This is a genomic window from Streptomyces sp. NBC_00289 (assembly GCF_041435115.1).
Classification (GTDB): Bacteria; Actinomycetota; Actinomycetes; order Streptomycetales; family Streptomycetaceae; genus Streptomyces.
Window position 1 is genome coordinate 5,293,788 of the sequence record NZ_CP108046.1, and the last position, 19,845, is coordinate 5,313,632.

General features: G+C 67.3%; 18 protein-coding genes, 2 tRNA genes and 1 pseudogene. 13 read left to right on the forward strand and 8 right to left on the reverse strand.

What is annotated here, in order from left to right:
- Nucleotides 1-150: 150 nt before the first annotated feature.
- Nucleotides 151-681, reverse strand: a complete 531-nt coding sequence (locus OG985_RS24005; protein WP_371670398.1) for an SSI family serine proteinase inhibitor — start codon at nt 679-681, stop codon at nt 151-153.
- Between the two features lie 194 nt (nt 682-875).
- On the opposite strand from OG985_RS24005, the gene OG985_RS24010 reads away from it, so the two are divergent.
- The 4 genes from OG985_RS24010 (at nt 876) to OG985_RS24025 (ending at nt 4,283) form a co-directional block, all read left to right on the forward strand.
- Nucleotides 876-966: transfer RNA gene (locus OG985_RS24010), tRNA-Ser, on the forward strand.
- 200 nt (nt 967-1,166) lie between these two features.
- Nucleotides 1,167-1,239: transfer RNA gene (locus OG985_RS24015), tRNA-Arg, on the forward strand.
- A gap of 545 nt (nt 1,240-1,784) precedes the next feature.
- On the forward strand, nt 1,785-2,576 hold the full coding sequence (locus tag OG985_RS24020; protein WP_371670399.1) for a hypothetical protein: 792 nt from the start codon (nt 1,785-1,787) through the stop codon (nt 2,574-2,576).
- Between the two features lie 294 nt (nt 2,577-2,870).
- Nucleotides 2,871-4,283 (forward strand): condensation domain-containing protein, encoded by a 1,413-nt coding sequence (locus OG985_RS24025; RefSeq protein ID WP_371670400.1) that lies wholly within the window; start codon nt 2,871-2,873, stop codon nt 4,281-4,283.
- Here the strand turns inward: OG985_RS24025 and OG985_RS24030 are convergent.
- Nucleotides 4,249-5,694 carry an NF041680 family putative transposase gene (locus tag OG985_RS24030; protein WP_371674479.1) on the reverse strand — a complete coding sequence of 482 codons (1,446 nt, stop codon included), beginning with the start codon at nt 5,692-5,694 and terminating at the stop codon, nt 4,249-4,251. The genes OG985_RS24025 and OG985_RS24030 overlap by 35 nt on opposite strands.
- A 609-nt stretch (nt 5,695-6,303) precedes the next feature.
- Here OG985_RS24030 and OG985_RS24035 point away from each other — a divergent pair.
- Nucleotides 6,304-6,549, forward strand: coding sequence for a hypothetical protein (locus OG985_RS24035; RefSeq protein WP_371670401.1), 246 nt, complete (start codon nt 6,304-6,306; stop codon nt 6,547-6,549).
- A gap of 645 nt (nt 6,550-7,194) precedes the next feature.
- On the opposite strand, the gene OG985_RS24040 is transcribed toward OG985_RS24035, so the two are convergent.
- Nucleotides 7,195-7,626 carry a hypothetical protein gene (locus OG985_RS24040; RefSeq protein ID WP_371670402.1) on the reverse strand — a complete coding sequence of 144 codons (432 nt, stop codon included), beginning with the start codon at nt 7,624-7,626 and terminating at the stop codon, nt 7,195-7,197.
- Between the two features lie 227 nt (nt 7,627-7,853).
- Here OG985_RS24040 and OG985_RS24045 point away from each other — a divergent pair, with 227 nt between their 5' ends.
- Nucleotides 7,854-8,222 carry a hypothetical protein gene (locus OG985_RS24045; protein WP_371670403.1) on the forward strand — a complete coding sequence of 123 codons (369 nt, stop codon included), beginning with the start codon at nt 7,854-7,856 and terminating at the stop codon, nt 8,220-8,222.
- Nucleotides 8,223-8,348: 126 nt separating this feature from the next.
- Here the strand turns inward: OG985_RS24045 and OG985_RS24050 are convergent, their stop codons facing one another.
- The 3 genes from OG985_RS24050 to OG985_RS24060 form a co-directional block, all read right to left on the reverse strand.
- Nucleotides 8,349-8,639 carry a hypothetical protein gene (locus OG985_RS24050; RefSeq protein ID WP_371670404.1) on the reverse strand — a complete coding sequence of 97 codons (291 nt, stop codon included), beginning with the start codon at nt 8,637-8,639 and terminating at the stop codon, nt 8,349-8,351.
- Nucleotides 8,640-8,856: 217 nt separating this feature from the next.
- On the reverse strand, nt 8,857-9,144 hold the full coding sequence (locus OG985_RS24055; protein WP_371670405.1) for a hypothetical protein: 288 nt from the start codon (nt 9,142-9,144) through the stop codon (nt 8,857-8,859).
- Between the two features lie 203 nt (nt 9,145-9,347).
- On the reverse strand, nt 9,348-9,827 hold the full coding sequence (locus OG985_RS24060; RefSeq protein WP_371670406.1) for a hypothetical protein: 480 nt from the start codon (nt 9,825-9,827) through the stop codon (nt 9,348-9,350).
- A 789-nt stretch (nt 9,828-10,616) separates the two neighbouring features.
- Here OG985_RS24060 and OG985_RS24065 point away from each other — a divergent pair.
- Both OG985_RS24065 and OG985_RS24070 read left to right on the forward strand, forming a co-directional pair.
- The gene (locus OG985_RS24065; RefSeq protein ID WP_371670407.1) at nt 10,617-10,907 is read left to right on the forward strand and encodes a hypothetical protein; all 291 of its coding nucleotides are present in this window, start codon (nt 10,617-10,619) and stop codon (nt 10,905-10,907) included.
- Nucleotides 10,908-10,980: 73 nt separating this feature from the next.
- Nucleotides 10,981-11,268 carry a hypothetical protein gene (locus OG985_RS24070; RefSeq protein WP_371670408.1) on the forward strand — a complete coding sequence of 96 codons (288 nt, stop codon included), beginning with the start codon at nt 10,981-10,983 and terminating at the stop codon, nt 11,266-11,268.
- A 777-nt stretch (nt 11,269-12,045) separates the two neighbouring features.
- Here the strand turns inward: OG985_RS24070 and OG985_RS24075 are convergent.
- Complete coding sequence (locus tag OG985_RS24075; RefSeq protein ID WP_371670409.1) at nt 12,046-12,678, reverse strand: chaplin; 633 nt, start codon at nt 12,676-12,678, stop codon at nt 12,046-12,048.
- 1,242 nt (nt 12,679-13,920) lie between these two features.
- On the opposite strand from OG985_RS24075, the gene OG985_RS24080 reads away from it, so the two are divergent.
- From OG985_RS24080 to OG985_RS24100, 5 genes and pseudogenes are all read left to right on the forward strand, one after another.
- Complete coding sequence (locus OG985_RS24080) at nt 13,921-14,691, forward strand: DUF2637 domain-containing protein (protein ID WP_371670410.1); 771 nt, start codon at nt 13,921-13,923, stop codon at nt 14,689-14,691.
- Nucleotides 14,692-15,102: 411 nt separating this feature from the next.
- Nucleotides 15,103-15,246 (forward strand): hypothetical protein, encoded by a 144-nt coding sequence (locus OG985_RS24085; RefSeq protein ID WP_371670411.1) that lies wholly within the window; start codon nt 15,103-15,105, stop codon nt 15,244-15,246.
- A 172-nt stretch (nt 15,247-15,418) separates the two neighbouring features.
- Nucleotides 15,419-15,571: pseudogene (locus OG985_RS24090) on the forward strand (MerR family transcriptional regulator); the annotation flags it as partial.
- 682 nt (nt 15,572-16,253) lie between these two features.
- Nucleotides 16,254-16,547, forward strand: coding sequence for a hypothetical protein (locus OG985_RS24095; RefSeq protein ID WP_371670412.1), 294 nt, complete (start codon nt 16,254-16,256; stop codon nt 16,545-16,547).
- Nucleotides 16,548-16,647: 100 nt separating this feature from the next.
- On the forward strand, nt 16,648-17,877 hold the full coding sequence (locus tag OG985_RS24100; RefSeq protein WP_371670413.1) for an MFS transporter: 1,230 nt from the start codon (nt 16,648-16,650) through the stop codon (nt 17,875-17,877).
- A 73-nt stretch (nt 17,878-17,950) separates the two neighbouring features.
- Here OG985_RS24100 and OG985_RS24105 read toward each other — a convergent pair whose 3' ends face one another.
- Nucleotides 17,951-19,633: a lysyl oxidase family protein gene (locus OG985_RS24105; RefSeq protein WP_371670414.1), complete on the reverse strand. Its 1,683-nt coding sequence runs from the start codon at nt 19,631-19,633 to the stop codon at nt 17,951-17,953.
- Nucleotides 19,634-19,845: the final 212 nt, after the last annotated feature.

Sequence of the window (19,845 nt, forward strand, 5' to 3'; positions counted from 1 at the left end):
CCCACCTGCGCGCACCCGCGTGAGACCTCCGCGGCACTTTTGCGGCACCGGGGATTCCGCCCTGAAATGCCAGTGAGCCCGGAGGGGGCACCGAACCGCCCTCCGTGTTCACCCGCTTTGCCCGCTTCCCCGCTTTCCCCGCGGTGGCCGTCACGGCCCGACCTCGGGCAGGAACGGCACCAGCCGGTCCCAGCGGGCGATCCGGCACCCGTCGCCGCGGTCGTACGTGGCGTCGACGGGACGTCCGGCCCAGGTCCCGGTGACATGCGCGGTGGCCGGCCCGCCGTACTGCATGGTGCAGACGCTGCCGTCCGGCACGGGCGCGAAGGTGTCCCTCCCCCATCGCGTGTTCCGGTCGAGCGCGGCGCAGGCAGCGCCGACGTCGGGATGACTGCCACCACCGGGATGACAGTCCAGCTCGTACGTCCCGTCGGCGGACCCGCCCGCGTGCCGCACGGTGACGGTGAGGTGATCGCCGCCCGCCCCGTCGGAGAGGAGAGGGAGGACCACGGTGCCGGCGGCGGCGGGCGCCGCGGACACGGAGCCGGCGGCGACGAGGGAACCGGCGGCGACGACGAGCAGCCGGGCGAGCCGGGGCGTGCTGTGGGGCAGGGACCGGAAAGGACGGTGGACGTCACCATGAGGACCGGAAGGACTGTGAGCGCTACTGACCTGGGACATGACCTGACTAACGCAGCCCGCTCCAGGACGTTGCGCGTCTCCCCGACGACACACCGCCACCGCCCCCGCCACCACCGACAACGGCTTTGCCCTGCGGCCCGCCTGCCTAGTACCGTAGGAGGCGATTGGTGACACCACGCTCGACTGTGTCATCATCTGCACGCACCAATCGCGCTCGCGCGAGCGGCTGTGCGGGAGGCGTCGCCTAGTCCGGTCTATGGCGCCGCACTGCTAATGCGGTTTGGGACTTCAATCCCATCGAGGGTTCAAATCCCTCCGCCTCCGCGCAAGATCACCGAAGCCCCGGTCCACAGGACCGGGGCTTCGTCGTTCGCGAGTCGATCCCAGGACCGGCCACAGAGCCGTTTTCGCAGCTCACAACGGGTATGGCTAACGGATTTCACATGGCGGCGGCAGTCATGTAATGTTCTTCCTGTCGCCGCGAGCGGGCCGAAAGAGCCGGGAGCGGGACAAAAACAAAACAAGCACTCGTAGCTTAACGGATAGAGCATCTGACTACGGATCAGAAGGTTGCAGGTTCGAATCCTGCCGAGTGCACAGCAGACCAGAGGCCCCGTGGAGGAATCCACGGGGCCTCTGGGTTTCTGCGTTGACGGCAACCGCGCTTCCCTCGGCGCGGAGCGACGGCGCTACACGTGGAGATCCACCGGCCGTCGCCGGTTGGTCTGCCGGTGATGGCCGTGCAGAGCCGCGAGCCGGTGATCTCTCCACCCTTACGTCAGTACGGGTGAATGATCCGGTTGTTCGGTCAGGGGCAGGCGGCACGTCTTCTACGGTCTCTGAATGGATGCGAGGGCTGAGGGAAAGGCCCTGCGGGCGGGGGCCGGGGAAAGGCGCACCTGATGTCGGGGTTGGGGAAGGCGCCGGGCGTACGCGTGGTCCGGGCGGGCCCCTGCCATCGGATCGGGGCGTGGGCCTGGGGTGCGGTGGGCGTGGCCTGTCTCGTGGGAACAGCACTGACTCTCAGCGGGCCGTGGGTGGCCGGGAGCGTGGCGACGCGGATGGTGGTTTTCGGGCCGTCCACCGGTTGCTGGGGGTTGGCGGCCTCCCTGGTGCTCCGTGCGCGGGGGGTGCGTGGGCGGGTGCGGACGCGTCTGCTCCTGTTGGGGGGCTCGGCGGTGGCCGGGGGTGTGTACCGGGGCGCGGTCGGCGTGCTGTCGGCTCGACCTCCGGATTCGGGACGGGACGAGCCATCGCTGCTCGGTTCGCTGGTGGTCACCGGAGTGGCGCTGGCGGTTGGCCTGGGTATGGCCGGTCTGGTGGTCGCGGCCGATGCGGGCAAAGGCCGGCACGTCTTGCTGCGGCGCGTGCTTGACGGGGTCGTCACCGCCGGGGCCGTGTTCATGACGGGATGGGTACTGCTGCGGGGGGCCGGTGATGGCTGGCGGCTGGGGACGGGGATGGTCGGTGTCCTCTGGACCGCGGAGGTCGTGTTCCTCAGTTTTCTGTTCGCCCTGCGCCGTCTCGTACGGAGCGACCAGAGAATCACCTTGTGGGTTGGGATCATTGGGCTGTCCCTCATGCTGATCGGTGACACTCTGGGACTGTCGAGGGTCGGCCCGCACAGCCCCGAGTCGATGTCCTGTCAGCTGGTCGACACCTGCAACACCGCGGGCCTGCTGGTGGTCGCTGTCGGACCTTGGTTGCCCGGCGGGGCCAGCCTTCTGGGCACCGCTCAGCCAAGGTCGCGATGGGGGACAGAGGGTGCGGCGGCGTTCATTCCCCTGACGGTCTGCACGGTCACAACGCTGGGATACGTGGTGGCTCCTCCTGCCCGTGACCCAGTGCCGCTGTTGATCGGTGGGACATCGCTGCTGACCCTCTGGGCACGCCAGACCCTCCTGCCGAGCGAGAAAACCAGAAACGTCGACTGAGGTCTCGTGTGGCTGGTCCCCGAGTTCCTTCTGGAGCGTCTCCAGTATTTCGATGAAATCGCGAAGAGGCGGCTCAGTGGCTGGGCGTTCGCAACACCGGGCTTGAGGGTCTGCGGGTCAGGCATCTGGTGTCCAGCCAGGACGCGAACGGCCTTGCAATCGGGAGCGATCGACGGGCCGCTCTACCGTTCGACGTGCCACACGTTCCGCTGAAATGCAGGCGACATGGCAGACGGCGCTCGCGCACGACTTCAGGTTGATCAAGCCTAGGTTTTCCGAGAAGGAGACGCCACTGTGCGAATTTCTGACATTCAGCGCTGCGAGGTCCGACCCGGACAGCTTGTGGAGTGGAGGTTCAGCCCCGCGACCGTCGCGGCCGCAACCGTGCTGCCGACGGATCCGCGGCCACCGGCGTACATCCAGGAGTCACACATCAGAACGGCGCGGTCGGTGCGCGAGGGCGGGCTGTTCGTGCCGACCTGGCTCGGGACGGCTTTCGACCTGCCCGGCCAGGTTGACCTCGACGTGCTGGAGCAGGCCCTGCACGGCTGGACGCTGCGCCACGAGACGCTGCGCAGCGGGTTCAGATGGGTGGGCGACGAGATGCACCGGTTCACTCTGGACGAAGACAATGTCACGCTCCACCGTGAGGTGGTTGGCGACTTCGCCGATGCGGACGTGTTGGTCCGGCATCTGCAGGACCGTTTCGACAAGGCGGCAGATGCTCTCGGCTGGCCCAATCTCATCTATACGGCGGTCGTTCGCGAGGACTCCACCAGCGTGTATCTGGCATTCGACCACACCAATGTCGACGCCTACTCACTGCAACGCATCCCCCACGAGGTGCAGGAGTTGTACACGGCACGTGCCGCAGGGCGGCTCCCCACCGCTACACCGGTCAGCAGCTACGTAGACTTCTGCGAGCAGGAGCGGGTGAACGCGAACGCCATCGACGACACACACGCGATTGTCACGCGCTGGCGGGAGTTCATCGGCCGGTGCGGCGGAAGGCTCCCGGAGTTCGCTGTCGATCTCGGCCTGCAGCCCGGCGGCATTCTGCCCGAACAAAAACTGATGCGTGAGCCGCTCGTCGATGCGGACGCGGCCGCGGCGTTCGAGACCTATTGCCGGCCCTACGGCGGTAGCCTGGTGGGCGTCCTGGCCGCCACCAGTCTGATCGTCCACGAAATCGGTGGGCAACCGGTCTACCGCACGGTCGTGCCGTTCCACACCCGAGTCAAGTCCGCGTGGTCAGACTCCGTCGGCTGGTATGTCGGCGGCGCGCCGATCGAAGTACCTGCGGCACTGGACTTCGACGCCGCGCTTGCCTCGGTCCGGGCCCAGTTGCAAGCCAATCGGTCGTTGGCGCGCATTCCTCTGGCCCGAGTACTGCGCCTCCTGGGCGAGGACTTCCGTCCCACATCACCCGACTTGTACTCGATCATCTCCTATGTGGATGCCCGCCTCATTCCCGGTTCGGTCTGCTGGACCGAACAAAGGGCATATGGGTTGCTCCGTGTGTCGTACGGTGATCAGGTGTGTGCCTGGGTCAACCGGCTTCACGAGGGGCTGTGGATCGCGTGCCGCTACCCGGACACGGACGTCGCCTGTAAGAACGTACGCCTGTATGTCGAGAAGCTGCGAGAGCTGATCGTCTCAGCTTGTTCTTTATCTACCAAGACCTTCCCGGCTTGCCGATGGCTTTGAGGCTCTCGGGGCGTTTGACGGTCTTGCCGACGTCGTAGCGGGGTGCCCGGTGTCTGTTCTTGGCGCCGGGTGGTCGTCCGGGGCCGGTGCCTCGGGGTTTGGGAACACGGGTCGGGCAGGCGAGGTAGGCGCGGATGTTCCTGAACCCCCGGCGGACCCGGGCCGGGGTGAGCCGGTCGGAGGTGGCGGGTTTCTCCCACGGCCGGCGGAGGTCTTCGGCGAGGGGCCGGGCGAGCCGGAGCTGGGTGTGAGCGACGATCAGGATCCAGGTCCAGCGGTCCGCCGCCTCGGGAGTACGCAGTTTCGGAGTGGTCCAGCCGAGGGTCTGCTTCGCGAATCGGAAGGTGTGCTCCAGGTCGAAGCGGCGGAGGAATGCCTGCCAGAAGCGGTCCACGTCTTCCGGGGTGGCGCCCGTCTTGGAGGACCATAACCATACCGGCGGGGCATCGCGGTCCTTGGACAGATGCTCGACTTTCAACCGGATCAACGTCCCCTCGACCAGGGGAAGTTCACCGTCGTGGTCGAGCCATGAGGAGCGGTGGGTGAGCCGTGGGTGGACCCGGTCCCAGGCCTGGGTTTCGGCCTTGCCGTAGTTGGTGGTGTCAGTGACCGTGGTGATCGCGGGCTCGGGCCAGGTTTCCGGCTTGGTGAAGCGGAATTCCGGGCCGTGCTTGGGTGGCCGCCCGCCCTTCGGGTCGTGGACGCGAGGCGGCTTCGGCAGGCGCATGACGCGGTCGGAACGGACCCGGCCGACCAGCTCGACGGGCAGGTCGCGCAGGACCCAGGCCAGGCGGGTGACGTCGTAGCCGGCGTCCATGACGATCACGATGTCCGGGCCCCCGACCTGCCACTGGCCTGCGGCGATGAGCCGTTCGATGACACCCCGCAGCTGGGAGGCCGTGACCGCGGTCGCGTCGTCCGCCGGGCCGAGCCGGACCGCGTCCAGGATCGCGGTCCAGGACGTGGCACCCGGCTCCAGGACGGCCACGAAGGAATAGGGCCAGCCCGGAATGAACTGCGATGCCGTCTTCGCGCGGCCATAGACGTGACAGAACAGCCGGTCGGCTGAGCACGGCGCGTCCGAGCGGAGCCACGGCGACACATCGACCGCCAAGACCAGGCGCCCGCCGTCGAAACGCGGCAAGGGCAGCCCTGCCAGCAGCGTCCGAAGCCGGTCGACGTCGATCCGGCCGCGGTTCAAGCCTCCGTACATCGCTCCGTGCCCGCGCCGATGCTCGGGCAGAAGGGTCAAGTCCACCGCGGACTTCACCGCACCATCGGCACACAGCACCGCGTCCACCAACTCGAACAGTTCGTCGCGCCGAGCGGTCAGACACTCGTAGAACTCGCCCCGGAAGCGTGACGCTTCCGCGAACGCTTCCCTGCGGACAGCATCAGGCAGCAGACTCATCCTCACGGCCTTCGTCGTGGTCACGTGCACCTTGGTCGGAGCACATGATCAGACGAAGGCCGCCCCCACGTCCGACGAACCCTCAGGTGAGCGACTTAGTTCGAGACACCGTTCGGGGCCGGAAGAAAAAGAACAAGCTCAGTGGCTGTTCCGGAACCCCGGTCTGAGTAGCGCCGGGTGACGGTGGCGGGCGAGAGGCCGACTGAGGAACCGGGGAGCTGCACAGGTCCTGAGCATCGCTCCTCGATCCAACTCGCGGGCTCTTCTTTGTATTGACGCGACGGTGTGCGGTGCCGGCCTTCGCGTCCGTGCTCCCCTGCCGTACGGCGGACGGCAAAGTGTCTTTTTCGTGGCGCCAGTTGACGTCCACGCTGACGCGACGTTGTGCGGTGCCGACCTTCCTCTGCCGTGCGCCCTGCCGTACGCCGAATGTCAACAGGTCTTTTCCCAAAGCCAGTTGACGCCCACGCGAGTGCCCTTCGGAGTCCCTTTCCCCCGTAGGACACGTAAGGCATCCATGCGCGCACCACTGTTCGCTACTGCTAGTGTTTATTCAGTCACGCTAGGCAACTAGCCATCATGTGCAAGCAATGGAGAACCGAGGGTTCCATGCGTAAGTTTCAGCAGGTCGTGATCGCAGCAGCAGTGGCGGCCGGTGGCCTGTCCGCCATCGGTGCCGGTACGGCTGTCGCCGACACCAATGACAGCGGACCGCAGGTGTTGGATGTTTACCGCCCCTACCAGGAGTGCAGCCCGCAGACGGTGTCGGAGAACAACATCCCGATCGGGGTGCTCGGTCTCGGGCAGACCCTGGACACCACCTGCGGTCAGTACAACAGCGCCTTCACTGGCTGAGGCCGGCGGCGCATCGTCGCGACGGTTGGTACGGGATCCCTTCGGCAGCCCGAAGGGATCGAATGCCCGCCAACTGCCTTGAGAGTCGCAGACCACGCCCGCGGCGCGGCCGATCGTGAGGGAGCGGTGCCCGGGCACCCGCACAAAGGACACGCATCACATGTTCAGCAGGAAAAAGATCGCGGCCCTCTCGGGGCTCATCGGCGGGCTCGCCGTGGCGTCCACCGGCATCGCGCACGCGCAGGCCGCGGGAGACCCGGCCTCTTGCACTCGGAGCCTCCTGGGGGACGTCACCTGTGTCCAGCGCATCGCAGGTAAGGGCCCCAGGGGCGGCGTCATTCCTCATCAGGAGACCTGCTTGCCCGTGCAGCCCGTATCGCTGCCGGCCGCCATGGGCCCCGGCGCGACACGACTCGGCCCTCAGGTGACCTGTTCGCCTGCCTCGCCTGGAGCACCTCAAGGGACCGACGTGGAGCGGAAGCTGCTCGGCCTGTTCCCCTGAGAGCGCGATGGCTGAATTGCCGTCCGAACGGACGCGTTACGGCGTACAGGGCACCGAAGCGACATGCGGACACGGTTCCCGAATGATTACTCACCGTGTGCTTATGCTTACCGTGAGTGGTCAAGCCAGGCGGCACGCCTGGGTCAGGAAAGGGTCATGTTATGCGTAAGTTTCAGCGCGCCGCGGTCGTAGCGGTGGCGATTGCGGGGCTGTCCGCCCTCGGCGCCGGCATCAGCTTCGCCGACGGCAACGACGGCGCGCCCGTGCCGGTCACCGCCGTCGCCAACTCGTCGGCCAACGCCGTGGCCGTCGGGGGTGGCTACTACGTCCAGCCTGCGGCTCAGCCTGCGGCTCAGCCTGCGGCTCAGCCTGCGGCTCAGCCTGCGGCTCAGCCTGCGGCTCAGCCTGCGGCTCAGCCTGCGGCTCAGCCTGCGGCTCAGCCTGCGGCTCAGCCTGCGGCTCAGCCTGCGGCTCAGCCCGCGGCTCAGCCCGCGGCTCAGCCGCAGGAGCGCGAGGGCTCCGGGCCCGAGCAGGGTCCTGGCCAGTACGGGCCCGAGCAGGGTGGCAGCGGCCAAGAGTAGAGCTGAAGCCCGCCGCGGTCTCACTCAGTGTCGGGGTTACGTACCGGCTCAGTCCATGAGCGGTGCGCTGAGTGATACCCCGTGGTGCAGGTAGCCCGGACGCTCAGTTCGCGTCCGGGCTACAGCCATCCCCGCCTACGGGCAGAGGATCAATTGCTTGACCTTCTCGGCCCGGGCGACGCCGGTCACCAAAGGACCGTCCGGTCCTTCACTGCAAAGGAATGCAACGCATGCTCTTTTCCCAGAAGACCGCGGCCGCCGCAGCATTCGTCGGAAGCCTCGCCGCCATCTGCCTCGGTGCTACACATGCATATGCTGAGGGGGACTCAGGTGACTGCCCCACCACCGTGCAGGAGGACGTCATCTGCGTTGAGAAGAGCGACACGTACATCGAAAAGGACGGCACGCACGTCATCAAGCAGGACCGGCAGTGCTCGACAACAGACCGACCGCACGTGGTCTCGCAGCAGGACCAACTGCTGGGAGACGGGCCTGCCAAGGAGGGACCGGTCAAGCAGGGGCCGGTTGTGGAGTGTTCCAACACGGCCAAGCTGCCCGAGGGGTTCAAGAAGCCGCACATCGGTATCTGAGCGCTCACGGAAAATGCTGGTCCGGGAAGGGTTTCCCGGACCAGCATTTCGTTTCGGAGGGGTAGGTCTCCTACCCGAGGTGATACGGAGTTCCCGTGCCGAGGCGGGGCCCGGGGAGGACTTCCCCTAGCCGCCAACCTTGTTGTTGCAGCCCATGGTTGAACCCAGCGACGTCTTCTGCGCCCCCGAGTTGCCCTCGCCGTTCAGCAGGTTGCCGCCCAGCCCGTTGGCGATGCCGACCTCACCGAGGATGTCGATGTTGCTGTCATGCGACTGGCAGGTGTTGCGCTGCGAGACGTTGAGACCGCTGCCATCGCCCCTGCCCCAGCCCTGGTCTGCGTGGGCGGCGCCGGCGCCCAGAAGTCCGACGCTTCCGAGTGCGGCCATCAGAACAGCGGCCGTGCGGAGCTTGCGCATGTCATCTCCGAAAGAAGTGAGGTGAATGAGATCTCGAGAGATCGCCTTTATGTGATGCGAAGGGTTCAACGGCGCCAGAATGAAGTGCCGGGAAGCGTTCCAGCGCTACGCTGTGCCGCCTCGTAAGAGGCTTGGCGCATGTGAATGGTCCCGGCACTTTTCCTGAGGCCCAGTGCCGGGACCATTCACGATTCGGCGTCTTTACGCCAAAGGGGACTCAGAAGGCGCTGTTGTTGCAGCCCATGGTGGAGCCGATGTCGGTGGACTGGGCGCCCGGGTTGCCTTCACCGTTGAGGGCGTTGCCCAGCAGGCCGTTCAGCACGCCGACCTGGCCGAGGATGTCGAGGTTCAGGTCGTGCGACTTGCACGTGGAGCTCTGCGAGATGTTGAACTGGTCGCCGCCGTCGCCGCCCTCGCCGTGACCGCCGGCGTGGGCCGTGCCGCCCACGAGTCCGATGCTGCCGAGGGCAGCGACCAGAACGGCAACGTTGCGAAGCTTTCGCATTTCATCTCCGGTGGGGTGAGTCCGTGCGATCTGTGGTAGATCGCGTTTACAGTTACGGGAGAATAGTGGATGAATGCCGCGAAATGGACAACGGCACGCCGACCTCGTGTCGCTGAAGGAAACGCCCAAAGCCTTATCGCAGGCCCAGCCGAGCCCGGTCGTCCACGGCCCGTAGCCCGCACCGGAGTGGCGGTCTGCCGGCGTTACTGCACGTTGGCGTTGGCGAAAGAGTTCGACTGGCTGTTGGCCTGGGTGCACTCGACGCCCCGGGTCTGGGAGGCGGCAAGCAGGGCAACCGGGACGTTCGCGTCGAGCAGGGTCTGCGGGCTGCACTCCTGGTAAGGACGGAACAGGTTGGCCTGCCCCGCCGAAGCACCCTGTCCCTTCTGCGGCGCTTCAGGAGAGATCTGCGGGCTGATCTGCGGATTCAGCTGCGGGTTGACCTGCGGGGAAACCTGAGTGCCGCGCGACGGTGCCTGCTGCTGCGGAGCCGAGGAGCCGTAGGTCTGCGCGGTCGCCTGAGCGGAGGACGCCGAGGTGGCTTGGGCGTCGGGCTGTGAAATCGGCGGCGGAGCAGCGCCGTTGGGGGTGGACGGGGTAACAGCGGAGCTTGGGCCGGCGCCGACGCCGGACAGGCCGCCGGCTGCTGCGACGACGAGCGCGACCTTGTGAAGCTTGCGCATGAGTTCCTCGGCTCTTCAATTGACCTGTGCACGGGAGCTAATAGCCGATGGGGAGCGCAGCCTTCGCTGTCCTTTGGTGCCCTCTTCGGCTGCGATGGGCCATCCCTATCGCCCCGTGGGGAACGAAATGAACATGGACTCGATACGGGTGCGGGGGTGAGGTCACCCATTTTGATGCAAGGCGTGCGCGCCGTGACGCTCGCATCGGTTGACGGCAAATGGGTGACGAGACGTCGAGTGCCGTGACTGCGGCCCCGAAACCTCGTTCCTCGAAGGAGAGGGCAGCGACCGTAAATCTTCACTGGTGGAGGCTCGGCTGTCAGCTCCGATACAAAGTCCGCGTGCTCCTCGAAATAACCGTTGCCTCCGGCGCGATGCGAGTAACGCACCAACTGCACGCGTGACCGCACTGAATGCAATGGACTCACATTTCAGGTACGAAGGGCCGAGGGATTCATGCGGAAGCTTCACAAGGCCGCGCTCGTCGTCGCAGCGGCCAGCGGTTTGGCCGGCATCGGCGCCGGCAGCAGCTATGCCAACACCCCCGTGGGGCAGCCCGGTGCCACTCCGGCATCGGTTCCGGATCAGCCAATTGCTCCGGCCGCAGCTCCCCAACCTGCCCCACAGGCCGTCCCGTCAGGACCACAACAGACCGGATACGCCTCGGCCTCGGCCTCATCGCAGGGAACGGCCCAAGCCTCCAACTCGCCGTACCCGCAACAGGCCGCCCCAGCACAGCCGGCGCAGGCCGCAATCGCACAGCCGGTGCAGGCCGCCCCAGCACAGCCGGTGCAGGCCGCAATCGCACAGCCGGTGCAGGCCGCCCCGCCACCAGTCGTGCCGCAGGTCATGCCGCAGGTCATGCCGCAAGTGGCCCCGCAGGTAGCAATGCCCCAGGCGTTCGCCCCGGAGCCCCCGATGTTTGTCGCCCCGCAGGTGAACCCGCAGGTCAACCCTCAGGTGAACCCGCTGCTCAACCCGACGATCACGCCCGCGAGCGCGCCGCAGTTGGCTCCCGTCGGCCTCGGACAGCTCGCGGCGCCCCCCGTCGGACAACTGGGACTTCCCCGACTCGGCTGACAGCCCGCGCCCTGCACATCCTCAGTCTTGACTCGACATGTTAGATCTTCACACTTCACTAACGGAGCTTCGAATGCGCAAGTTGCACAAGGTAGTCCTCCTGAGCGCCCTCCTCAGCGGTGTCGGCTCCTTGGGCGCCAACACCGCCTTCGCGCACGGCGAACCGGGCCACGACGGCGGCGACGGCGTCGACATCACGCAGGGCATCGAGTGCCGCTCGCACGACATGAACATCGAGGTGCTCGGCAGCGTCGGAGCCCTCACCGGCCTGGCCGGCAACCTGCTGAACGGAGAAGGGGCCGCGGGTGCGCAGCAGAGCCGCCTGGGTTCCGACATGGGGTGCAACAGCCGGGCGTTCTGACCGACCTCGAACTCGCGCCCTCCATTGAGCCGGCGCAGCGCCCCTGCCTTCACGCGTGGTGCAAGGCCTTTGCCCGCAAACCGTTTCGAGCCGGTCGGCACCATCACTGCATGGGGTTGCACGGAGACGGCGTGGACGCGTGAAGCGTTCGCGCCGCCTCAGTTTCCCCTGTGCTCGCGCCGCCTCCCCGCCAAGGCCGACGATCCACAGACTCTGGCCGCTTGTCGGCGACCTGCCCAGGCAGGGACTCACGCCGGATACGGAAGGTTCGTCAGCGCGAGTTTGGCCGTATCGATCACGACCGTGATGTCGGTGATCCGGCCGTCGACGACGGTGAACGCGAGGATCGGGCTACTCCGGACGGAGGGTCGACGGTCAGTGTCACCTCGGGGTCGAGCACCCGCAGCACCTACTCGAAGTCGCCGTGGCGACCGGCCGGCAAGGTCTGGACCACCTCTCGGTGCTCCTGTCCGACGCCGGTCGGCGAGACGGACAAGCGGCTGTACCGCGTGGTCGCCTGGCGTGAGCGCCCTTGTACACCGATTCGGAGTGACTGCTCTGCCCTGACCATGGCCACCACCCGGCCCCCGGAGGTCGCGCCTGACGAGCGTCGGGGATGACGCCCCCACAGACGAGACTGGGAAACGTCAGTCGAGGCCGTGGACCGAAGCTTTCCTCGGCCTCGCTGTCTGCCTGCTCATCCACCGCGTACAACGGCTTGGACAGGGCCAGTAAGCCCCATCGGACACGCCCGATGGGGCTGTACCGGCTTCCGGATCAGTGGTTTGGACGGAAGCGGCGGTACAAGATCGAACCCGTGAGGAGGAACGCGGCACCACTGGCGACGGCAGACACCGTCAGATCCGCTCCTGTGTGGGCCAGCGTGGACGTCGCCGTATCCGGGATGCCCGGAACGGCCCGATGCCGGGAGGCCGGGGGGTGCGACACTGAGGGCTTCGGGGCCGGAGTCTGCCGGCGGACGTGGGGGCGAGAGTGGTCACCGCCGTTGACCGACTGGTTGCCGATCGCCGGGTTGCCCACGCCGACCGCGTTGACACTGTTTCCAGAAACGTTCAGTGGCAGATCGATCGGGAGCTGCAAACCGTTGCCTGAGATCAGCCCGGGCGAGTCCGCGACGCGGCTGTCGGCCGACGCTTCGCCCGACGAGTCCGATCCGCCGCCGGATTCCGCACCGTCGGCTTTCACCGCGTCGTTGTTCTTACACACGTTGCCCATGGCCGGGTTGAGCAGCCCCACGACGTCCACCGTGTTGCCGCACAGGTTCACCGGCACAGACAGCGGAACCTGGACGTTGTTCCCGGAGAGCACCCCGGGCGAACCTGCCGCCGTACCCGCGGCGTCAGCACCGTCGGCCGCGAAGACGGCGGACGTGGGAAGTGCCACGGCCATCGCGCCGGACGCGGCGGCAATAGCGAGCACACGGTTTCGAGTAGCCCGTCTCATAGATCATTACCTTCCTCACAGCACCGCGGGTACTCACCCGCACATCTGCAAACGCTGTAGAGGCAGCAGGGTTATGGCATACCGCCGTCCAAGTCGCTGTGCTGGGCTAAGAGGTCCCGGCAGAAGCCGTCGATGATGTGACTGTCGGTCTGGTTGCTCATTGCTTTTGTCGTGCCGAAGAGGCTTTCGCGGCCGTGAATCGCTTCGCATGAACTGTGATCGCTCATCGAGGGTTCATCGAGGCCGGCTCACCGACCACGCCTCGCGGGGGCGACTGCTCGTCCGCTGGGCTCGGCGGGGATGTGCACCGCCTCTGCCGGGCTCCGCATGAGGGAGGCCGCCCAGGCACGCCTGAGAACGAGGGCGACGGAATCTCCGGGGCCGACCGGCCCCGGAGACTCTCCCCGGATCACCCTCTGCCTCCTCCCCAACGACCCAGTCGCGCCCCGGTCACGCCGCCCCCGTCGGGGTGCGTCTCTGGGGTGTCAGTGGTCACGGGCCATTGAGCAGGTGGCCGTCGAGCATCCCGCGGTCCGCCGGACCTGGGTGGACTGTGAGGCGGCGGTGCGCGATTTCCTCGGCGTGCTGACCGGGGAAGCCTGTCGAGCAGCCGTCGCAATGCAAGCGCTTCGCTGTTGCGCGAACTGGCGGGGTCGTACTGGTCTTCGACCACTTCGGTCAGCTTCTGGTCTCTGTCTGTTGGACAGATGGTGGTATCTCGGCGAATCCTATTTGCAGACCAAGGATATGTGAGAAGACAAGCCGCTCGACCCATAAGTGCCGAGACGCGGATGACATAAATTAAGAAACGCTCTCCTCAACGTTTCCCTCGGGTCAGGGTCACTCGTTTGCTGCGCATCTGGAGGATAGGGGGCTGCGTTAGCGGGATATGACGAAAGCAAGGCCCCATGGCTTGCCCCACCGCCACGCGGGGATGGATAAACTGTCTGCCAGTCGTGATGTGGTAGTGAGGAAATACACTTACGTGCCTGGTCTGGCACACTCGGCGCTCGAGTCGCATGGCACCTTGCACGGGAAGGGTGCGTGGAACGGACCTCAGGTCACCCAGACCCTGCTCCGCGAGTTCCTCGCGCTGCTGGAGGCTGCCCAAGAGGAACTCAATCAGCGCTGGGACGCTCAGGAAAAGTCCGGCTGTCACGCGAACCGCGTGTGACGGGAGCGGATTCCATGAATAACGACTATGCGGATCTCTCCTATGCGCGCCGCGAATGGCATTCCGACGCATACCCTTATGGGTCGGCCACTGACTGGCACGGAAGTCCTGTCGACGCCCTTTACCCGGAGGTTCCGCCGGTACCTCCCCTCGACTCGGGCTGGGACCCGGTTGAGGAACTTGCCTATCTCTTGCAGGAGGCCGTTCCGGCGGGGCAGGGGGCCGGGGCCTCGCCACCTCGCAGTGAGTCGCCATCCGGGATCGAATTCACCGATCCGATGGAGGGCCTGGCACAGATCACCGCTCAGCTTCCGCCCATCCGGCGCTCTTCTGCCGGGCACCGGAAAACCCGAGCCGGAAAACTCCGACTCAGGTGGTTGCAGACCGGTAGCTTCGTCATCGTCGCATTCGTTGCCGTCATTGTGGCAATGGTCAGTGTTTTCGGCGGCATGGTGGCCTACGAACCTCTGCAGAACATCTCGTCCGGCACGACGAGCGGAATGATCCCTCAGTGGCCTCTTCTCGTGTATGGCCCCTGGATGGTGGCGTCTCTCTCCATCCTGCGAACTGCCTTGCATCAACGCCGAGCTTTGCACTCATGGTTCATCGTTCTGCTGTTCTCCTCCGTCGCGATCATGCTGTGCGTGGCTCAGGCCGACCGGACCTTCACCGGTATCGCCGGAGCCGCTCTACCCGCCCTCGCGTCCCTGGCGTGCTTTCAGCAACTCGTCCGACAAATCACACTGACTCTGCCGCCGCGGCAGGCGCCCCGGCACCGCCAGTAGCGCCGCAACCTCACGTACGCAGGGCCTTCCGCCTTCTCAAGCAAAGAACGATGTCGGGTTCACTGCGCCCTTCCTGGCCATTGCCGCGCTGTGCCGTGCCCAGTCCGGGAGCCGCGGGGGAATTTCTGCCGAGTCGGCGACGCCCGCGGACGTCGAGATCACGTCCCAGGGCTTTGAGGACCACGAGGTGTGGGGGCCGCATGAAGACCTCGCTTCCGGCCACGCGCTCCCGCGCCGCCTCGCGCAGGACCTGACGACCGCCAGATCAAGTACCTCGACCTGGGCCGGCTCCGTGCCTTGGCCCGTCGGCCGCGTCGGCTGCACCAGCGGCCCGCCGTGCGCGTTCCACCATTCGGCCTCATCCTGAGAGCCGGGCCACGAAGCCCACAGACCGACCTGCCGGGAGGTTCTGTGATCTTGCTTGCCCTGCTCCTGCCGGTCGTGATGATGGCCTTCCTGCTCGCTGCGGACGCGCTCGAAGACCTCCTCTTCCCGGGCCCAGCAGCCCACGACGTCGCCCCTGTGGACGACAGCGCGCGGATCGACGCACCCTGACGGCGCCCTGCCAGGCCTGCGGGCTCCCGCGCCGTCGATCAGGTCCGAGGCCGGGGCCTGGAGCAGTGATGTCCGTCAGCTTTGACTCCCAGGGTCACCGTTGGCGTCGGCGAGCAGCAGGTTGCAGTTGACGCTGTCTCGCCGTCTTCTGCCCTGCCCTGACCGGCGGGGGCGGGCTGCTGCATCGCGTCGTCGACAGGGCACCCCGGTCGGGGCGGCCTGCCGGATCGTCATCCTCGAAGACCGGGTCGAGGAAGCCCAGCGCATCAACGCCGACAACCACCGGACAGGGTGGCCCGGGCCTCATTCGACGAAAGCGGCCTGAAGAGAGCGAGCCCGTGACCGGGGAGCTGAGCGGCACCCGCCGGCCGCTGTCACCGGACGGTGAAGCCGGCTGCCTTGGTGTCGAGGGTGGTGGTGCCGTTCTCTGCTTCGGCCAGGACGGCGAAAACCCGGCCTGAGTAAGGGGCGCGCGGGTGTGCCCGGTTCACTCCGTGAGGGCCCGGCGGGCGAGCTCGTCGATGGGTGGGTCCTGGAGTCGTTGGTAGGCGGTGCCGTTTCCTTCGCAGGACAGCACGGTGGCCTCGTCCTGGAGCCGTCGTGGTGGTAGTCGAGTACGGCGTGGACCAGGCGCCGCGCACAGCATCGCGGGTGGGGGAGGGGCCCCGGGGGCCGGGCAGACCGTTCGGGGCCCCTCGTCTGCGTACGCGACCACGGGTGTCGTCCTGTACGCGTCGTCGTGCCCAACGCCCGACAGTGCAGAAAGGTTACGTCGCACCGCGGAGCGTCAACCGCACGAGCGCAAAGACAGCCCTGCGCCGGACGCGGCCTGCCTCGGGTCATCCGTTGCGTGGTGGCCGCAGCGGCGAAGGCAGGTCGGGCAGACCCTGACGTTTCCCAAGGTGTTGCGGAGCGTCAGCCGCTTGAGCGCGTTTCCTGGTTGACGTGCTGTTGCACCTCGTGAGGAGATCACTCGCACATTCGAATCTTGGAAGGGGTCACACCCGATGCACTGGTACGCGGCAGCGCAACTGTCGTCACCTGAGACGTACTTCCAGACCGCAGCGTTCTGTCTTGTCGTGGCAGTGACGCTCATCGCGGTCGGTCGTCACCAGCGCCGAACAGGGCGCAGCATCATCAACCCGGACAGGCCTGTACGTGTGGCCGACGTCTTGCTCCCCGAAGCGCAGCCACGCAAGAGCAAGCGGGTGACGGGCCGGATCTACCTCTTCTTCGGTTGGTTCCTGGTCCTGGGCGTGGTCATCAACCTGATCAACGGCATCAGGGCAGCGCGCGGCTGACCAGTACCGCGACTCAGGCTGCAGGCGTGAACCACGTACGACCTTTCGCGTGTCGGCGAAACAGTAAACACGGCCCCCGGACAGCTTCGAGACTTCGACCATGCGCAGCTACCGAACCCTGTTCCGCACCCCGGAGTTCACCCCGTTCCTCCTCTCCTTCGCCGCCTTCGCCGCGGCCCAGACGATCGGCGGCCTGGCCCTCGGCACGCTGGTCTTCCGGGCCACCGGCTCTCCTTTCCTGTCGGCGGTGAGCATGTTCGGCCCGCAGCTGGCGCAGTTGCTCGGGGCCGCGTTTCTGCTCTCGGGCGCCGACCGCCTGCCCCCGCGCACGATCCTGACCGGCCTCGCCCTCGCCTTCGCGGCCGGCACGGCGGTGCTGGCGCTGCCGGGCCTGCCGGTCTGGGCGGTCTTCGCCGTCGTACTCCTGCAGGGACTGGTCGCGTCGCTGGGCGGCGGAGTGCGCGGGGGACTGCTGAACGAGATCCTGTCCAAGGACGGCTATGTCCTGGGCCGTTCGGTGTTCAACATGCTCTGGGGACTGGTGCAGATGGCCGGGTTCGCGACGGGCGGCGTACTGCTGACGCTCCTGTCCCCGCGGACCTGCCTGCTCCTCGCGGCGGCGCTGTACGTGGTGTCGGCCCTCGTCAGCCGCCTGGGCTTCACGGCCCGCCCGCCGCGCTCCTCCGGCCGCCCGTCCGTCTCGGCGACCTGGCGCACCAACGCCCTCCTGTGGTCCTCACGCTCGCGCCGCCTGGCGTACCTGGGCCTGTGGGTCCCCAACGGACTGGTGGTCGGCGGCGATTCGCTGTACGTCTCCTACGCCCCCGAAGCCGCGGGCACGCTGTACGCGTTCGGGGCGCTGGGCATGTTCGTGGGCGACATGGCGGTGGGCCGCCTGGTACCGCCCGCGGTGCGCCCCCGTCTCGCGACCCCGCTGCGCCTGCTGCTGGCGGTTCCCTACCTGTTCTTCGTCCTACGGCCGGGAGTGGCGCTGTCGGCCGTGGCCGTCACCGTGGCCTCCGTCGGCTTCGCCGCGAGCCTGGTCCTTCAGGAACGCCTGATGTCCCTCACTCCGGACGATCTGGCGGGCCAGGCCCTCGGCCTCCACGCCACCGGCATGGCCGCCCTGCAGGGCGTCGGTGCCGCCCTCGCCGGCACGCTGGCCCAACTGACCTCCCCGGCCACGGCGATGACGCTGATGGCGGCCGCATCGGTCACCGTGACCCTGACCCTCGCGGCGCTGGGCAGGCACGACGGACGACGGTCGGCCGTCACCGGTGCGCGTTCGGGCGTGCCGACGGAATCCGCCGCCACGGACCAGGTGCGGTGACCCGCAGCGGTGCCGCGCAGGCGAGGAGGCCCCGTGGAGTGATCCACGGGGCCTCCGGTTCGCGCGGTGTCCGTTACGGGGTGTTGATCAGGTCGTGCGGCGGGACCGTCACCTTGCGGGCGCCCGGGGTGCCGGACAGGACGACCTTGCGCAGGGCGACGTTGTTCTTGAGGCTGGTCTCCTTCAGTCGCTTCTCCGGGTTGGCGATCACCTGGATGTAGTAGGTGCCGTTCGGCAGGTCGGTGATGTCGAAGGACTGGCCGGGACGGTACTGGGTGTACGTGTCACCGGAGCCGACGTCGAGGACCTCGCGGACGGAGATCGAGTTCTGTTCGCCGCAGGCGGTCGACAGATCCGTGTTGTACGGGTGCCAGTTGGCGTTCTTCACCGTGTAGTCGATGGCGTCGGTGTTGGCCAGGCAGAACGCCTCCTTGCCGCTGCGCACCTCCTCGGTCTTGTCGGCGCTCAGCAGCCGGTAGCTCGCGAAGTCCGTGAAGTGCCAGTGCTCGTGGCCGACGCGGGGGTCCCACTCCATGGTGCCGGTGGGGGTGTAGCCGATCTGCTTGCCCTTGGCGTCGTAGAAGTACTGGTAGGCGTCCATCAGGTCCGCGCCCGGCTTGCGGAACCCGTCCACGACGAGGGGCGCGGGGCCCGCGTTCCAGACGTTCGCGCTGAAGGCGAGGTAGTCCTTGCCCGGTACGTCACCGTCCTCGCCGTCGGTCACGGCGATGTCCCAGGCCGGCAGCGCCCGCAGGTCGGGCTTGGGCACGTCGGCCGGGACGCCCGCCCGGCCGGTGGGCCGCTTGGCGTTGGCCCGGAGGGCGGGCGCGACACGCGAACCGTCGGTGTGGCCGAGGCCGTCACCCAGGTGGTGTGCCGTGCCCAGGTCCTCGAGCGCGTGGGAGAGCGCGGGAGGGGTGGGCGCGTCGGCGCCGCGGGGGCCATAGTGGTGGGCGGCGTGGGCCGGCTGTGCGCCGTGCCCGCCACCGGGGTGCGCGGAGTGCGCCGAGGACTGCGGGGCGGTCACGCCCTCGCCGCCGCCGTTGGAGACCTCCCGGACCGTCAGCTTGACGGTCGGCTGGTCGTCGGGGATGCCGAACAGGTCGCGGTACTTCTTCGCCACCGAGACCTTGGCCGTGTACTCGCCCGCCGGCAGGTCCACGGGCTTGTCGTAGTCGACCGCGCTGGAGTTGGACGCCCAGCCCTTCTCGACGCCCCACACCGATCCCAGCGTGAACGGGTTGGTGGAGCAGCTCTCCGGATAGTGGGAGGTCGCCGGGGCGTCCGGACGGAGGCGTCCGGAGGCGTTGTTCGGGCAGAACGTGCCCTTCGACTTCGACACCTCCACCCCGGCCGCGTCCCTGATCGACACCTGGAGGAAGCCGGGCAGGCCGGAGAAGTCCTTCACCAGGCCCGCGGGCAGGGTCTTCGTCTTCGTCCGCGTGCCGTCGCGGAGGATCTGCTTGGCGACGACGGGGTCCTTGTACGACTTCCGGGTCACCTTGATCTCGAGCGGCGCCTTGTCGACGGTGACGTACGTACCCAGGTCCAGATAGACCCCGGGCTCCCCCTCCCACCGGTCGATGGTCACGGCCTTCGACGCGGCGATCAGCTTGAGCTTCGGCTTTCCGGCCGTACTGGCCGGGGCGGCGCCGGCCCCGGGGGCAGCCCCGGCGGCGGTGACGACGACGGCGAGCACGGCTCCGGTGGCGAGCGTCGAGCGCCTCAGGCGGCTGCGGTGTAACTGACTGGTCATCGGTTCCTCGTCTGCGAGTGCCATGGTCAAAGGCATCGGACTGGACAGCTCACGACCGGCCACCACCACGGACGCACCCCACGCGCCTCGGTGACCGTCTCTGTGAGCACCCTGTGAGACCGGTGAAAACGGTGTGTGGGTTGCCTGTTGAGCAGGAAATCGACTGACGATCGACTGAGGTGGTGGCTCCGCCCCTCACGCTGGCATGATCG

Coding starts and splice junctions, on each gene's coding strand:
- OG985_RS24055 (WP_371670405.1), bottom strand. CDS start 9,144: ATGCGAAAGCTTCGCAACGTTGCCGTTCTGGTCGCTGCCCTCGGCAGC.
- OG985_RS24070 (WP_371670408.1), top strand. CDS start 10,981: ATGCGCAAGTTGCACAAGGTAGTCCTCCTGAGCGCCCTCCTCAGCGGT.
- OG985_RS24005 (WP_371670398.1), bottom strand. CDS start 681: ATGTCCCAGGTCAGTAGCGCTCACAGTCCTTCCGGTCCTCATGGTGAC.
- OG985_RS24105 (WP_371670414.1), bottom strand. CDS start 19,633: ATGACCAGTCAGTTACACCGCAGCCGCCTGAGGCGCTCGACGCTCGCC.
- OG985_RS24095 (WP_371670412.1), top strand. CDS start 16,254: ATGCACTGGTACGCGGCAGCGCAACTGTCGTCACCTGAGACGTACTTC.
- OG985_RS24050 (WP_371670404.1), bottom strand. CDS start 8,639: ATGCGCAAGCTCCGCACGGCCGCTGTTCTGATGGCCGCACTCGGAAGC.
- OG985_RS24075 (WP_371670409.1), bottom strand. CDS start 12,678: ATGGCCGTGGCACTTCCCACGTCCGCCGTCTTCGCGGCCGACGGTGCT.
- OG985_RS24030 (WP_371674479.1), bottom strand. CDS start 5,694: ATGAGTCTGCTGCCTGATGCTGTCCGCAGGGAAGCGTTCGCGGAAGCG.
- OG985_RS24100 (WP_371670413.1), top strand. CDS start 16,648: ATGCGCAGCTACCGAACCCTGTTCCGCACCCCGGAGTTCACCCCGTTC.
- OG985_RS24060 (WP_371670406.1), bottom strand. CDS start 9,827: ATGCGCAAGCTTCACAAGGTCGCGCTCGTCGTCGCAGCAGCCGGCGGC.
- OG985_RS24080 (WP_371670410.1), top strand. CDS start 13,921: ATGAATAACGACTATGCGGATCTCTCCTATGCGCGCCGCGAATGGCAT.
- OG985_RS24045 (WP_371670403.1), top strand. CDS start 7,854: ATGCAACGCATGCTCTTTTCCCAGAAGACCGCGGCCGCCGCAGCATTC.
- OG985_RS24035 (WP_371670401.1), top strand. CDS start 6,304: ATGCGTAAGTTTCAGCAGGTCGTGATCGCAGCAGCAGTGGCGGCCGGT.